The following is a 14,858-nucleotide window of genomic DNA, read 5'->3' on the forward strand; positions in this document are numbered from 1 at the left end:
GGGGCCGCCTTCACCGTCATTGTCAAGGCTTCAGCGGCTCCCACCAGGCGCGATTTTCGGCGTACCACTTCACGGTCTGCGCCAGCCCCTCGTCGAAGTCGACCTCGGGGCGGAATTCGAGCTCCTCGCGTGCCTTGGTGAAATCGAGCGCGTATCGGCGGTCGTGTCCTTTGCGGTCGTCGACCTGACGCACCATCTCGGGCCCCGCGCCCACCACGTCCAGCAGCCGCCGGGTCAGCTCCAGGTTGGTCAGCTCGACGCCGCCGCCGATGTTGTAGACCTCGCCCGGCCTGCCGCGCTCGGCGGCCAGCTGCACCGCGCGGCAGTGGTCGTCCACGTGCAGCCATTCGCGCACGTTCAGCCCGTCGCCGTAGAGCGGCACCGGCCTGCCGTCGAGCAGGTTGGTCACGAACAGCGGGATGACCTTCTCCGGGTACTGGAAATGTCCGTAGTTGTTCGAGCATCTGGTGATGACGACCGGCAGGCCGTGCGTGCGATGGAAGGCCCGTACCAGGAGGTCCGAGGCGGCCTTGGAGGCCGCGTACGGCGAGTTGGGGGCCAGCGGGAAGTCCTCGGTCCAGGCGCCCTCGTCGATGGAGCCGTACACCTCGTCCGTCGAGACGTGCACGAAGCGCCGGACGCCCGTCTCCAGCGCGGCCTGCAGCAAGGTCTGCGTGCCGGCGACGTTGGTGAGCACGAACTCCGCCGAGCCGGCGATCGAGCGGTCCACGTGGGACTCCGCGGCGAAGTGCACCACAAGGTCCGCGCCGCGCATCGACTCCAGCACGGCGGCCCGGTCGCGGATATCGCCTTTGACGAACCTGAGCCGCGAATGGCCATTCACCATGGCGAGATTCTGCTCGTTTCCGGCATAAGTCAGGGCGTCCAGGACCACGATCTCGGCGTCCGCCAAGCCGGGATAGGCCCCCGACAAAGCTTTACGCACGTAGTTCGACCCGATAAACCCCGCCCCGCCGGTCACCAGAACGCGCATGGGTGTCCCCTCTCATTATCACGGACGGCTGTGCCGACCCCATCGGACCGGAAACCGGGCGGCCGGATCAACGAATCCCGCCGCCTCTGTCCCGCCATGGCGAGACAGCCCGGACGGCGATTCCACGGGTCAGCTCCCATTGGCTGATTTTCCGGATACTGCGGCAAGCTCCTGCCCATGAGCGAAACCCGAATCCAGCGCGAGGAGGCTCCCCCGGACCTGCTGCCGCGCCCTCCGCGGCACCGGGTCGAGCGGCGCTCCGTGACCTGGTGGACGCTCCGGGCGTTGATCGGCAGCGGCCTCCTGCTGGGCCTGCTCGCGTTCCTGACCTCGCAGCTGGAGCCGGCCCGGCCCTGGCTGGAGCCGGTCATGGTCGTGGTCGCGGCGCTGAGCGTGCTCCGCATAGCGATCATGCCGACCTGGCGCTACCGGATCCACCGGTGGGAGACGACCGACGAGGCCGTGTACGCCCTGTCGGGCTGGCTCGTACGGGAGTGGCGGGTGGCGCCCATCTCCCGGATCCAGACCGTGGACACCAAGCGCGGCCCGCTGCAGCAGCTGCTCGGGCTGGCCACCGTCACGGTGACGACCGGCTCGGCGCACGGCCCGGTGCAGCTCGCCGGCCTCGACCGCGAGACCGCCACCCGGGTGGCCGGGCGGCTCACCGAGATCACCCAGCACACGCCCGGAGACGCCACGTGAGCACCGCGCCCCCTTCGCTGCCCCGCCCCGAGGCGGAACCGGCGGCCGGCAGTCCCCCGGTGGAGCCGCTGCGGCGGCTGGACCGGCGGATGATCTGGGTGGACGCCATCCAGATGGTCATCTCGCTCGTCCCGACCTTCGTCGCCGTCGTGATCTTCGACATCGAGCCCCGGCCGTCGGTGATCTGGCCCGCCGCGGTCGTCGCCGTCATCGGCTTCCTCACGGCGGGCCACGACCTGTTCCGCTGGCTGAAGACGCGCTACCGCGTCACTGGTCACCGGGTCGAACGGCACAGCGGCTTCCTGGTCAGGAGCACCCTGTCGGTCCCGCGCGACCGGATCCGCAGCGTCGACACGACCGCCAACCTCAAGCAGCGCCTGGCCGGGCTGCGCGTGGTCACGATCGGCACCGGCCAGAACGCCTCCACCGGCGAGGGCATGATCGAGCTCAACGCCGTCTCCAAGGCCACCGCGGCCGAGCTCCGCCGCGTCCTGCTGGCCGACCGGCTCGGGGCCGAGGCCGGTCAGGAGGCCCCCGCCGACGACGGGCGCGAGACGCTCATAGCCGGGCTGAAGCGGCACTGGCTGCTCTACAACATGTTCAACATCTGGGCGTTCGTGACGGCGATGTTCGTCATCTGGAGCGCGTACTGGCTGCTCAACAACGTCGGCGTCGACCTGAACAAGATCGTCCTGGACCTGGTCGACTGGGAGGCGCTGGGACCGGGGTGGACGATCGCCATCGCGACCGCGGCGGTCGCGCTGGTCGGCGCCGCCGGCCTCACGATGGGCTTCGTCTCGGAGTTCTGGAACTTCCGCCTGACCCGCGTGCGGACCGAGCGCGGCACCACGCTGCGCACCTCGAACGGCCTGCTGAAGACCCGGGAGGTGAACCGCGACGATCATCGCCTGCGCGGCGTCCACCTCGCGGAGCCGCTGTTCTGGCGGTGGATCGGCGCGGCCGACACGGCCGTGATCTCCACCGGGCTGGCCAAGGCCGGGCTGGGCTCGGAGCCGGCCTCCACGATCCTGCCGAGGTGCCCCGTCGGAGAGGCGCGGCGGGTGGCGGCGGCCGTGCTCGACGACGGGGACCTGCCCTTCGAGGCGCCGCTGCGCGCGCACCCGCGCGCGGCGCTGCGGCGGCGGGTCGTGTGGGCGGTCAACACGAGCCTGGTGCTGACCGGGCTGCTGCTGTGGTTCGGGCTGACCATGGAGCCGCTGCCCGACTGGCTCTGGCTGGCCGGCGTGGCAACGCTGCCGGTGACGGTGTTCCTTGCCGTGGTGGCCTACCGCTCGCTCGGGCACACCATCGTCGGCCGCTACCTGGTCACCCGGTGCGGCCTGCTCACCCGCTCCACCGACGCCCTGCAGCGGCGTGCGGTGATCGGCTGGAAGCTGCGTCAGTCGCTGCTGCAACGGCGGCTCGGGCTGATCACCGTCATCGCCACCACCGCCGCCGGTTACGGCCGCTACCGGGCGCCCGACATGGACGTGCGCACCGGCCTCGCATTTGCCGACGAAGCGGCGCCGGGTATGCTGTCGCCATTTCTCCGGGAAAACACGGATTAGCCGCATTTCCACATCTTCGGCCATTTCCTCGTATCCGCGAAGACCGCTCCGATGAATGTGCAGGAAAAATGCAGAAGATCTCTCTGGCAACCAATCTCAAGGTGAGTTCGCTCGGCCTCGGATGCAGCTCCATGTCGCACGGGTACGGCCCGCGCCAGCGCGACGAGGAGACCTCGAAAAAAGTGCTCCTGCGCGCCGTCGAGCTCGGCATCGACCTGTTCGACACCGCCGACGTCTACGGCCCCTGGAGCAATGAGGAGCTCATCGGCGAAACGCTGCGGGACCATCGCGACGAGGTGCTGATCGCCACCAAGTGCGGGCTGGTCCCCGGCCCCGACGGAAAGTTCAGCCGCAACGGCCGGCCGGAATATCTGCGGGCCGCCTGCGAGGGCTCGTTACGCCGGCTGCGCACGGACGTCATCGACCTTTACCAGCTGCACCGGGTGGATCCCGAGGTGCCCATCGAGGAGACCTGGGGCGCGCTGGCGGAACTGGTCACGGAAGGAAAGGTCCGGGCCCTCGGAATTTCGCACGCCACGGTCGAGGAGCTCGCTCTCGTGCACCAGGTGTTCCCCATCGCGGCCGTGCAGTACGAGCTCTCTGTGTGGGCGAAACACAACCGCGACGACATATTGCCGTGGTGCCGGGAGAACGGCGTGGGCTTTCTGGCGTTCGCGCCGATCGGCCGCGGGTATCTGACCGGCCGGCTGACCAACTCGGCGCTGGACCGGCACGACTCCCGCTCGGGCGACCCCCGCTTCAGCGCCATCGCCATGGCTGCCAACCACGACATCGTCGCAGGTCTCACGGCCGTCGCCGCCCGCCACGACGCGACGCCCGCCCAGGTGGCGATCGCCTGGACGCTGGCGCAGGGCGACGACATCGTGCCCATCCCCGGCACCAAGACCCGCCGCTGGCTGGAGGAGAACGTGGCCGCCACCCAGTTGCGGCTGACCGAGCGGGATATGCGGGAAATCGAGGAACTGCCCGCCTCCGTGGGACACATGAGCTGGGACAGGGCGCGAATCGGGGCTCGCTTGCCGGAACGCGTGGGCAAAGAGCAGGGTTGAGGCCGCTCGCCCTTTCCGTCCCGCCAGCGAGACACTCCGGCTATCGCGATATCGAACAGATGGGGAAGTCGTCGTGCTTTTTCCGCATACCCGTTCCCGGCGCGTGGAGCTCCGCCCGGCGTCCGCCTCCGACGGCGCCGTCTTCCTGCAGACGCTGCTCGAGGCCGGACTGGAGAGTTTCCGGTTCGCGGCGAACACCGCGGAGGGCTTCAAACGGCTCAACGCGATGTTCCTGGTGGTGCACAGAAACAGCGGCGACGTGCTCGGGTTCAGCACGCTGCACGGAATCAGCCAGGCCGGGCACATTCGCAACGGCGTTTATCTCGACCCGCGCCGCGCCAAGCTCGGAATCGGCTCCGAGGCGGTGCAGCTGACCATCAATTACGCGTTCGCGATGTTCGACATCGCCGCCATGATCGTGCAGACCACGGAGGCCAGTTTCGCCGGTTTCGGGCTGACCGACGACGACAGCCAGAAAGAGGGCGTGCTGGCGGATCATCTTTACTTCCGGGGGCGGCTCTGGGACCTCCACAGCTATCGCGTCCGCCGGGCGGACTGGGAGAGCTACGTGGACTGGTCGCCGGACCGCCTCTCGCCGCTGGACGCGGTGCTGCCCGCTCCGCTTTCCTGGCGCGAGGCGCCGAATTAGTTGGAAATTTGCCCTTAAGAATCTGCGTATTGGGGAATCCAATGACGAACAGCATCGCAAAGCCCTCGATCGTGGTGCTCGGCGCCTCGGGTCTCCTCGGAACCGCGGTGACGAGGCTTCTGTCGGAGCGTCCCGTCCGGCTCCGCGTGGTAGGGCGGCGGCCCACCGCCGTGCCCGCGAACTGCCGGGCCGAGGTGGAGGTGCGCACCGCGGACCTCACGGAAGGCACCCACCTGGCCGACGCGGTCGCCGACGCGGACGCGGTCATCCACCTGGTCGCGCACATCGCCGGGCCCGGCACCTGGCGGGTGGCGAGCGGCGACCGCACCGCGGAACGCGTCAACGTCGGCCTGGTGCACGACCTCATCGCCGCCGTCGAGGCCCACCGCAAGCCGGAGCCTCCCGTGGTGCTGTTCGCCGGCTCGATGTCGCAGGCCGGCAAGGCGCTCGCCACGCGGATCGACGGGAGCATCCCCGACGAGCCGCTGACCGAGTACGACCGGCAGAAGCTGGCGGCGGAGCAAGCGCTGGAGGCGGCGACCGGACGGGGCGTCCTGCGCGGGGCGACGCTGCGGCTGGCGACGCTGTTCGGCCAGGGCACCGACTCCACCCTGCTGGACCGGGGCGTGGTGGCCGCGATGATGCGCCGGGCGTACGCCGGCCAGCCGCTCACCATGTGGCACGACGGCACGGTCAAGCGCGACCTGCTCTGCATCGACGACGCGGCGCGGGCGTTCCTCGCGGCGCTGGACCACGCGGACGTGGTCACCGGCAAGCACTGGCTCGTGGGCAGCGGCCAGGTCGTCAGCATCGCCGAGCTGTTCGCCACCATCGCCAAGCTGGTCTCGGCCTGCTCCCGCAGGCCGCCGGTGCCGGTGATCTCGGTGCCGCCCGCGGAGCACGCGATGCCGACGGACCTGCTCGACTTCGCCCTCGACCCGTCGCACTTCCAGCGGGCGACCGGCTGGCAGCCGCAGGAGACGCTGCTCGGCGCGCTGGAGCGGGCGGCCGTGGCCTACGCGAAGGAGCAGGCGTAGCGCCATGCGGGTCCTGCTGGTCAGCTATCCCGAGAAGACGCATTTCCTGGCGATGGCGCCGCTGGCCTGGGCGCTGCGCACGGCCGGCCACGAAGCGGTCTTCGCCGGCCAGCCCCGCTTCGCCCAGGTGATCAACCAGGCGGGCCTGACCGCCGTACCCGTCGGCCGGGACAGCGACCAGGCGCGGATGATGGAGCTGGACCGGAACGTTGCCGCGTCGGGCAGGACGGGCCTGCCGGAGCCCTACGACGCGGCGGAGGCCCCGGAGCGGGCGACGTGGGAGTACCTCAGCGCGGCCTACCGGCAGGCCACCACGTGGTGGCACAAGATGGAGAACCTGCCGCTGATCCCCGACCTGGTCGAGTTCGCCCGCGGCTGGCGCCCCGACCTGGTCGTCTGGGAGCCCACCACGTTCGCCGGTGCGATCGCCGCCCGGGCCTGCGGCGCCGCCCACGCCCGGCTGCTCTTCGGCCCCGACGTGTACGGCGTCACCCGCGCGCACTTCCTGCGCCTCAAGGGAGAGCGCGGCGAGGACCCCCTGGCGGAGTGGCTCGGCTCCTACGTCGAGTTCAGCGAGGACCTGGTCACCGGCCATTTCACCATCGACCAGCTCCCGCCCTCCCTCGCCCTGCGTGCCGACGGCCTGCGGTACGTCCCCCTGCGCTACACCCCGTACGGCGGCCCCTCGGTCATCCCCGGCTGGCTCCGCGAACCGGCCGGCAAACCCCGGATCGCCCTCACCCTCGGTCTGGTCGCCACCGAACGCTTCGACGGCTACGCCCTCGACCCCCAAGACGTCCTCACCGCCCTGGACGGCCTGGACATCGAGCTCGTCGCCACCCTCCCCGAGCACGAGCAGCGCAAGCTCACCCACGTCCCGGCCAACACCCGCCTGGTGCCGTACGTGCCGCTGCAGGCCCTGGCCCCCACCCTGGCCGCCGTCATCCACCACGCCGGCTTCGGCACCCTCGCCACCACCGCGCAGCACTCGATCCCGCAGCTCGTGGTGCCCGGCGACACCGACAGCCCCGCCATCGCCCGGCGGCTGGCCCGGCAGGGCTCCGCCATCACGCTCCCCCACCCCACCCCGGCCGCCATCCGGGAGCGGCTCCAGCGGCTGCTGACCGACCCCGCCTACACGGAGCGGGCAGGCAGCCTCGCCGCCGAGATCCACGCCGCCCCCACCCCCAACGACCTGATCCCGCACCTCGAAGACCTCACCGCCCACTACCGAGCCCAGTGACAGGGGACCGCGATGCGCGTGCTGTTCACCACCTACGCCGAGAAGACCCACTTCTTGGCCATGGCGCCGCTGGCCTGGGCACTGCGCACGGCCGGGCACGAGGTGGTCTTCGCGAGCCAGCGCAAGTTCGCCGGGACGATCAACCAGGCCGGCCTGACGGCGGTGCCGGTCGGCAGCGACCGGGATCCCTGGCGCCTGCTGGAGGCCAACCCCGGCTGGCTCGACGGCGGGCACCTCACCGTGACCCCGCCGTACGACGTGGCCCAGCAACCGGAGAAGGCGACCTGGGACCACCTGCTGACCGGCTACCGGGAGGCCGTCACCTGGTGGCACAAGCTGATCAACGTGCCGATGATCCCCGACCTCGTGGAGTTCGCCCGGCACTGGCGGCCCGACCTGGTCATCTGGGAGCCGCTCACGTACGCGGGCGCCGTCGCCGCCAAGACCGTCGGGGCGGCGCACGCCCGGCTGATGTGGGGGCTGGACGTCTTCGGCGTCACCCGCGACCACTTCCTGCGGCTCAAGGGCGAGCGCGACGAGGATCCCCTGGCGGAATGGCTCGGCTCCTACGTCGAGTTCAGTGAGGACCTGGCCACCGGCCACTTCACCATCGACCGGCTGCCCGGATCGCTGCGGATCGAGGCCGATCTGCGCTACGTGCCCATGCGCTTCGTCCCGTACGGCGGCGCGGCCGTCGTGCCGGACTGGCTGCGGACGCCGCCGAGCCGGCCCAGGGTCGCGATCACCATGGGGTTCAGCGCCACCGACCACTTCGGCGGCTACCTGTTCGGGATGCAGGACATCCTCGACGCCATCGGCGACCTGGACATCGACATCGTCGCGACCATCCCGGACGAGGAGCGGCGCAAGCTCACCCGCGTGCCGCCCGGCGCCCGGCTCGTCCCGTACGTGCCGCTGCACGCCCTCGCCCCGACCTGCGCCGCGGCGATCCACCACGCGGGGCCGGGCACCCTGGCCACCTTCGCGCTCGACGCCGTCCCGCAGCTCGCGCTCCCGATGCACTACGACGAGCCGCCGCTGGCCCGCATGCTCGCCGAGCAGGGTGCCGCGCTCGCGGTGGACCCGCGCGAGGCGACCGGCGAGATCGTCAGGGACGCCCTGCTGCGGCTGCTGAAGGAGCCGTCGTTCACCGAGGGCGCCGAGCGGCTGCGCGCCGAGATCCTCGACCTGCCCTCGCCCGGCCGGCTCGTCCCGCGGCTCGAAGAGCTGACCGCCGAGCACCGCGCCGCCTGAGGGGAGGTCCGCATGCGTGTGCTGTTCACCTGCTACGCCGAGAAGACGCACTTCATGGCGATGGCGCCGCTGGCCTGGGCGCTGCGTACGGCCGGGCACGAGGTGGTCTTCGCCGGCCAGCCCCGCTTCGCCCAGGTGATCAACCAGGCGGGCCTGACCGCCGTGCCCGTGGGCAGCGACCGCGAGCCCTGGCGGGCGATGAGCTGGCGGCCGGAGACCAGGGCGGCGATCAGGAACGGGCTGCCGGAGCCGTACGACGTGGCGGACGCGCCGGAGAGGGCGACCTGGGACCACCTCGTCAACGGCTACGCCAAGGCGGTCGCCGGCTGGCACCGGGTCATCAACGTGCCGCTGATCCCGGAGCTGGTGGAGTTCGCCCGGCACTGGCGGCCGGACCTCGTCATCTGGGAGCCCACCACCTACGCCGGCGCCGTCGCCGCCAAGACCGTCGGGGCGGCCCACGCCCGCATCCTGTTCAGCCCCGACGTCTCCGGCGTCACCCGCGAGCACTTCCTGCGCCTCAAGGGCGAGCGCGGCGAGGACCCCCTGGCGGAGTGGCTCGGCTCCTACGTCGAGTTCAGCGAGGACCTGGCCACCGGCCACTTCACCATCGACCAGTTCCCGCCCTCCCTCGCGATGCGCGCCGGCAACCTGCACTACGTCGCGATGCGCTACACGCCCTACGGCGGGCCGGCCGTCGTGCCCGGCTGGCTCCGGACGCCGCCGCGCAGGCCGCGCGTCGCCCTCACCCTCGGCCTCGTGGCCACCGAACGCTTCGACGGCTACGCGCTCGACCTGCAGGACGTCCTCACGGCGCTGGACCGCCTGGACATCGAGCTCGTCGCCACCCTGCCGGAGCACGAGCAGCGCAAGCTCACCCACGTCCCGGCCAACACCCGCCTGGTGCCGTACGTGCCGCTGCAGGCGCTCGTCCCGACCCTGAGCGCGATCATCCACCACGCCGGCTTCGGCACCCTCGCCACCACCGCGCAGCACTCGATCCCGCAGCTCGTGGTGCCCGGCGACACCGACGGCCCCGCCATCGCCGGCCGGCTCACCCGGCAGGGCTGCGCCCTGGCCCTCCAGAGCGCCGGCACCGTCCGTCAGCGCCTGACGCGGCTGCTCACCGACCCGTTCCACCGGCACCGGGCCCGCGCGCTCGCCACCGACGTCCACTCCATGCCCACCGCCAACGAGCTGGTCCCGCACCTCGAACAGCTCGCCGCCCACTGAGAGAAACCACGAAATGCGCGTTCTTTTCGCGAGTTATCCAGAAAAGCCCGTCTTCCAGTACCTCGTGACACTGGCCTGGGCGCTGCGGACCGCCGGTCACGAGGTGCGCTTCGCCAGCCAGGCGAACTTCGCCGGGGTGATCAACCAGGCCGGGCTCACCGCCCAGCCCGCGGGCGACAACCCCGAGCCGTGGCGGCTCACCCATCTGTCCGCCGAGCAGCGGGAGGAGGAACGCCCCGGCCTGCCGGCGCCGTACGACGTCGTGGACAATCCCGGGAACATCACGTGGCCGTACCTGCGGGACGGTTACGCGGGCCCGGTGGTGGGCCGGTACGTGATGGAGAGCCTGCCGATGATCCCCGACCTCCTGGAGTTCGCCCGCGCCTGGCGGCCCGATCTGGTCGTCTGGGAGCCCAACTGCTACGCCGGCCCGCTCGCCGCCAAGGTCAGCGGCGCCGCCCACGCCAGGCTGCTGTTCGGCCTGGACATCTTCGGGCTGGCGAGGACGCACTTCCTGCGCCTCAGGGCGGACCAGCCGGCCGAGGAGCGGGTCGATCCGCTGGCCCAGTGGTTCGACAAGCAGCTCGCGCCGTACGGCGAGGAGTTCACCGAGGACCTGGCCACCGGCCACTTCACCGTCGACCAGTTCCCCGCGTCGCTTGCGGAGCCGGCCGCGGACCTGCGCTATCTCCGTATGCAGTACATCCCGTACGGCGGCCCGGCCATCGTGCCCGGCTGGCTGCAGGACCCGCCCAGGAAGCCCCGCGTCGGCCTCACCATGGGGCTCAGCGCCACCGACCACTTCGGCGGCTACACCATCGGGCTCCAGGACGTCCTCGACGCCCTGGCCGGGCTCGACATCGAGGTCGTCGCGACCGTCGCCGACAAGGAGAAGGCCAAGCTCGCCCGCATCCCGGCGAACACGCGCGTCATCCCGTATGTGCCGCTGCACGCGCTCGCCCCCACCTGCAGCGCGGTCATCCACCACGCCGGCGCCGCGACGATGGCCACGGTCTCCCGGTACGGCGTGCCGCAGCTCGCCCTCCACCTGCACTTCGACCAGCCCGCGCTGGCCAGGAGGCTGGCCGGGCAGGGCGCGGGCCTGGCCATCGCCAACGACGAGGCCACCGGCGACGCGGTGGCGGCCGCCGTGCGGCGCCTGCTCACCGAGCCGGCCTTCACCGAGCGGGCCACGGCACTGGCGGAGGAGATCCGGCGGCTCCCCAGCCCGAACCAGCTCGTCACCGAGATCGAGCAGCTCACCGCGGAACACCGCAACTCCTGACCGGCACGACCCCAGGAAGAGGCCATGCGAATCCTTTTCACCATTCATCCGAACAAGACGCTCTTCGAGTACCTGGTGCCGCTCGCCTGGGCCCTGCGTACGGCGGGGCACGAGGTGCGCGTCGCGAGCCAGCCGGCCTTCGCCGACGTCATCACGCAGGCCGGGCTGACCGCGCAGCCCATCGGCAAGGACCACGACCCGTGGGACGTCCCCGACCCCGACCAGCCCCTGGCCGGGCGCGCGGGCCTGCCGCGGCCGTACGACGTGGCGGCCGACCCGGGCGCGGCGGACTGGGAGCACCTCCGGGACGGCTACGCCGGCGCGATCGACACCTGGCACAAGCTCGAGACCTTCTCCTCCGTCCCCGACCTGGTCACCTTCGCCCGGTTCTGGCGGCCCGACCTGGTCGTCTGGGAGGCCACCACGTACGCCGGCGCCATCGCCGCCAAGGCCTGCGGCGCCGCCCACGCCCGCTTCATCTTCGGCCTGGACCTCTTCGGCGTCACCCGCGAGCACTTCCTGCGGCTCAAGGGCGACCGCCCTGAAGATCCGCTGGCGGAATGGCTGGGCAAGTACGCCACCAAGTACGGGCTCAGGTACTCGGAGGACCTGGCCACCGGCCAGTTCACCATCGACCAGTTCCCCGGCTCGCTGCGGCTGTCGGCCGACCTGCAGTACGTGTCGGCGCGCTTCACCCCCTACGAAGGGCCGGCGCTGGTGGCCAAGTGGCTGTGGGGCAGCCCCGAGCGCACGCGGGTCGCCCTGGTGCGCCCGATCGAGGGCTACCCCGTCGCCCCCCGGGAGCTGGTGGCGTCCCTTGCGGAGCTGGACGCCGAGATCGTGGTCAGCACGTCGCAGGAGTGGGGGCCGGTCCCCGACAACGTCCGCGTCGTGGGCGACGCCCCGCTGCACGCGCTGATCCCGACGTGCTCGGCGGTCGTGCACCACGCGGACTTCGGCAGCACGGCTCTCGCCGCCGCGTACGGCGTGCCGCAGGTGACCCTGCCCTGGCACTTCGACCAGCCGATCTACGCCGGACGCCTGGCGGCGCAGGGGGCCGGGCTGAGCATCGCCCCCGAGGACGCCGGCGCGGCGGCCGTGGCCGGAGCCGTGCGCCGGGCGCTGACCGACCCGTCCGTCCGCGACGGCGCCGCGCGGCTGCGCGCGGAGATGCAGGCGCTGCCGACGGCCAACCAGGTGGTCGGCCGGCTGGAGGAGCTGACCGTCAAGCATCGTGTCCCCTCCGTCGGCTGACCGGACCGCCCGCGAGGAGAGAACCATGCGTGTGCTGTTCGTCAGCTACCCGGAGAAGACCATCTTCCAGTACCTGGTGCCGATGGTGTGGGCCATGCGCACGGCGGGGCACGACGTGCGCTTCGCCAGCCAGCCGGGCTTCGCCGACGTGATCACCCAGGCCGGGCTGACCGCGCAGCCGGTGGGCCGCAACCACGACCCGTGGCGGATGGCCGACATGGACCGCGACGCGGTCGAGGCCGAGCGCGCCGGGCTGCCCGCGCCCTACGACGCGGCCGACGACCCCGAGAAGGCGACGTGGGAGTGGCTGCTGAAGGGCTACACGCAGGCGGTCGCCATGTGGCACAAGATGGAGAACTTCCCGATGATCGCCGATCTGGTGGAGTTCGCCCGCGGGTGGCGGCCGGACCTGGTGATCTGGGAGCCCACCACGTTCGCCGGTGCCATCGCCGCCAAGGCCTGCGGCGCCGCGCACGCCCGGCTGCTCTACAGCCTGGACGTCTTCGGTGTCACCCGCGGGCACTTCCTGCGGCTCAAGCAGGAGCGCGGCGAGAGCGAGGACCCCCTCGCCGACTGGCTCGGCTCGTACGCCCGCAAGTACGGCGGCGAGTACACCGAGGACCTGGCCACCGGCCAGTTCACCATCGACCAGTTCCCCGCATCCCTCACCATGCGGGCCGACCTGCACTACCTGCGCACCCAGTACATCCCCTACGGCGGCCCCGCCGTCGTCCCCGCCTGGCTCAGACCCCGGCCCGAAAAACCCCGCGTGGCCCTCACCATGGGCCTCAGCGCGACCGAGAGGTACAACGGCTACACGATCAGGCTCCAGGACATCTTCGACGCCCTGGCCGACCTCGACGTCGAGCTCGTCGCAACCATCGCGGACAAGGAGAAGGCCAAGCTCGACCGCGTCCCGGCCAACGCCAGGATCGTCCCGTACGTGCCGCTGCACGCGCTCGCCCCCACCTGCAGCGCGGTCATCCACCACGCCGGGCTGGCCACGCTGGCCACCGTGTCCAGGTACGCGCTGCCGCAGCTGGCGCTGCACTGGCACTTCGACCAGCCCGCGCTGGCCGGGAACCTGGCGCGGCAGGGCGCGGGCATCTCCGTGGGCTGCGGCGAGGCGACCGGCGAGATCGTCAGGGAGAGCGTGCTGCGGCTGCTCAACGAGCCGCTCTTCACGGAACGCGCGCGCCTGCTCCGCGACGAGATCGAGAGCGTGCCGACCCCGAACCAGCTCGTGCCCCGGATCGAGGAGCTCGTCGCCCGGCTCCGCACCACCCAGAGCATCCAGGAAGGCTAGATGCGCGTCCTCTTCACCACGGTCCCGGAAAAGACCATCTTCCAGTACCTGGCGCCGTTCGCCTGGGCCATGCGCACGGCCGGCCACGACGTGCGCTTCGCCAGCCAGCCCAAGTTCGCCGACGTGATCACCCAGGCGGGACTCACCGCGCAGCCCGTCGGCAGCGACCGGGACCTCTGGCGGATCGCGAACATGTTCCCCGAGCAGCGCGAGGAGGAGCGCGTCGGCCTGCCGGTGCCCTACGACGTCGCCGACGACCCGGAGAAAGCCGTCTGGGAGTCCATGCTGGACGGCTACCGGGAGGCGGTCGCCGACTGGCACAAGATGTGCAATTTCCCGATGATGGCGGACCTGGTGGCCTTCGCCCGTGAGTGGCAGCCGGACCTGGTCATCTGGGAGCCGCTCACCTTCGCCGGGGCGATCGCCGCCAAGGCCTGCAGCGCCGCGCACGCCCGCCTGCTCTACAGCCTCGACGTCTTCGGCGTGGCCAGGGAGCAGTTCCTGCGGCTCAAGCAGGAGCGCGGCGAGAGCGAGGACCCCCTCGCCGACTGGCTCGCCCCCTACGCCCGCAAGTACGGCAGCGACTACACCGAGGACCTGGCCACCGGCCAGTTCACCATCGACCAGTTCCCCGCCTCGATCACCATGCAGGCCGACCTGCACTACCTGCGCACCCAGTACATCCCCTACGGCGGCCCCGCCGTCGTCCCCGCCTGGCTCAGACCCCGGCCCGAAAAACCCCGCGTGGCCCTCACCATGGGCCTCAGCGCCACCGACCACTACGGCGGATACACCATCAAGCTCCAGGACATCCTCGACGCCCTGGCCGACCTCGACATCGAGCTCGTCGCCACCATCGCCGGCGACGCGTCGTCGGTGCTCGACGTGCCGGACAACGCGCGGATCGTGCCCTTCGTCCCGCTGCACGCGCTCGCCCCCACCTGCAGCGCGGTCATCCACCACGCCGGGCTGGCCACGCTGGCCACCGTCTCGCGCTACGGCGTGCCGCAGCTCGCCGTGCCCCTGCACTTCGACCAGCCCGCGCTGGCCAGGAACCTCGCCGAGCAGGGCGCCGGCCTGGCCATCCCCAACGGCGAGGCCACCGGGGAGAGCGTGCGGGCGGCCGTGCGGCGGCTGCTGACCGAGCCCGCGTTCGCGCGCGCGGCGGGCAGGCTGCGCGAGGAGATCGAGAGCGTGCCGGCCCCGAACCAGCTCGTGCCGCGGATCGAGGAGCTCGTCGCCGAGCACCGGGAAAGGGGATGA

Annotated in this window: 13 protein-coding genes; 12 read left to right on the plus strand and 1 reads right to left on the minus strand. The window is 71.4% G+C overall.

What is annotated here, in order from left to right; translation table 11 throughout:
* Window positions 1-22: 22 nt before the first annotated feature.
* A complete protein-coding gene (gene rfbB, locus ACIHFD_RS29800; protein WP_397369700.1) occupies window positions 23-994 on the minus strand; it encodes a dTDP-glucose 4,6-dehydratase in 972 nt (323 codons plus the stop codon).
* A 177-nt stretch (window positions 995-1,171) separates the two neighbouring features.
* Between rfbB and ACIHFD_RS29805 the strand changes: the two genes are divergently transcribed.
* The 12 genes from ACIHFD_RS29805 (at window position 1,172) to ACIHFD_RS29860 (ending at window position 14,858) form a co-directional block, all read left to right on the plus strand.
* Window positions 1,172-1,696: a PH domain-containing protein gene (locus ACIHFD_RS29805; protein ID WP_397369701.1), complete on the plus strand. Its 525-nt coding sequence runs from the start codon at window positions 1,172-1,174 to the stop codon at window positions 1,694-1,696.
* Window positions 1,693-3,264, plus strand: coding sequence for a PH domain-containing protein (locus tag ACIHFD_RS29810; protein WP_397369702.1), 1,572 nt, complete (start codon window positions 1,693-1,695; stop codon window positions 3,262-3,264). Before ACIHFD_RS29805 ends, ACIHFD_RS29810 begins: the two co-directional genes overlap by 4 nt.
* Before the next feature lie 68 nt (window positions 3,265-3,332).
* Window positions 3,333-4,334: an aldo/keto reductase gene (locus ACIHFD_RS29815; RefSeq protein WP_397369703.1), complete on the plus strand. Its 1,002-nt coding sequence runs from the start codon at window positions 3,333-3,335 to the stop codon at window positions 4,332-4,334.
* A gap of 103 nt (window positions 4,335-4,437) precedes the next feature.
* Window positions 4,438-4,983: a GNAT family N-acetyltransferase gene (locus ACIHFD_RS29820; RefSeq protein ID WP_397369704.1), complete on the plus strand. Its 546-nt coding sequence runs from the start codon at window positions 4,438-4,440 to the stop codon at window positions 4,981-4,983.
* A gap of 41 nt (window positions 4,984-5,024) precedes the next feature.
* Entirely contained in the window at window positions 5,025-6,020 is a 996-nt protein-coding gene (locus tag ACIHFD_RS29825) for an NAD-dependent epimerase/dehydratase family protein (RefSeq protein ID WP_397369705.1), read from the plus strand.
* 4 nt (window positions 6,021-6,024) lie between these two features.
* Window positions 6,025-7,263, plus strand: coding sequence for an activator-dependent family glycosyltransferase (locus ACIHFD_RS29830; RefSeq protein WP_397369706.1), 1,239 nt, complete (start codon window positions 6,025-6,027; stop codon window positions 7,261-7,263).
* Between the two features lie 12 nt (window positions 7,264-7,275).
* Window positions 7,276-8,517, plus strand: a complete 1,242-nt coding sequence (locus ACIHFD_RS29835) for an activator-dependent family glycosyltransferase (protein WP_397369707.1) — start codon at window positions 7,276-7,278, stop codon at window positions 8,515-8,517.
* Between the two features lie 12 nt (window positions 8,518-8,529).
* Window positions 8,530-9,750, plus strand: coding sequence for a nucleotide disphospho-sugar-binding domain-containing protein (locus ACIHFD_RS29840; protein WP_397369708.1), 1,221 nt, complete (start codon window positions 8,530-8,532; stop codon window positions 9,748-9,750).
* 13 nt (window positions 9,751-9,763) lie between these two features.
* Window positions 9,764-11,035 (plus strand): activator-dependent family glycosyltransferase, encoded by a 1,272-nt coding sequence (locus ACIHFD_RS29845; protein WP_397369709.1) that lies wholly within the window; start codon window positions 9,764-9,766, stop codon window positions 11,033-11,035.
* A 24-nt stretch (window positions 11,036-11,059) separates the two neighbouring features.
* Window positions 11,060-12,289: a nucleotide disphospho-sugar-binding domain-containing protein gene (locus ACIHFD_RS29850; protein WP_397369710.1), complete on the plus strand. Its 1,230-nt coding sequence runs from the start codon at window positions 11,060-11,062 to the stop codon at window positions 12,287-12,289.
* A gap of 25 nt (window positions 12,290-12,314) precedes the next feature.
* Window positions 12,315-13,595 (plus strand): activator-dependent family glycosyltransferase, encoded by a 1,281-nt coding sequence (locus ACIHFD_RS29855; RefSeq protein WP_397369711.1) that lies wholly within the window; start codon window positions 12,315-12,317, stop codon window positions 13,593-13,595.
* Window positions 13,596-14,858: an activator-dependent family glycosyltransferase gene (locus tag ACIHFD_RS29860; RefSeq protein ID WP_397369712.1), complete on the plus strand. Its 1,263-nt coding sequence runs from the start codon at window positions 13,596-13,598 to the stop codon at window positions 14,856-14,858. It abuts the gene before it with no gap.

The organism is Nonomuraea sp. NPDC051941 (genome assembly GCF_044593615.1).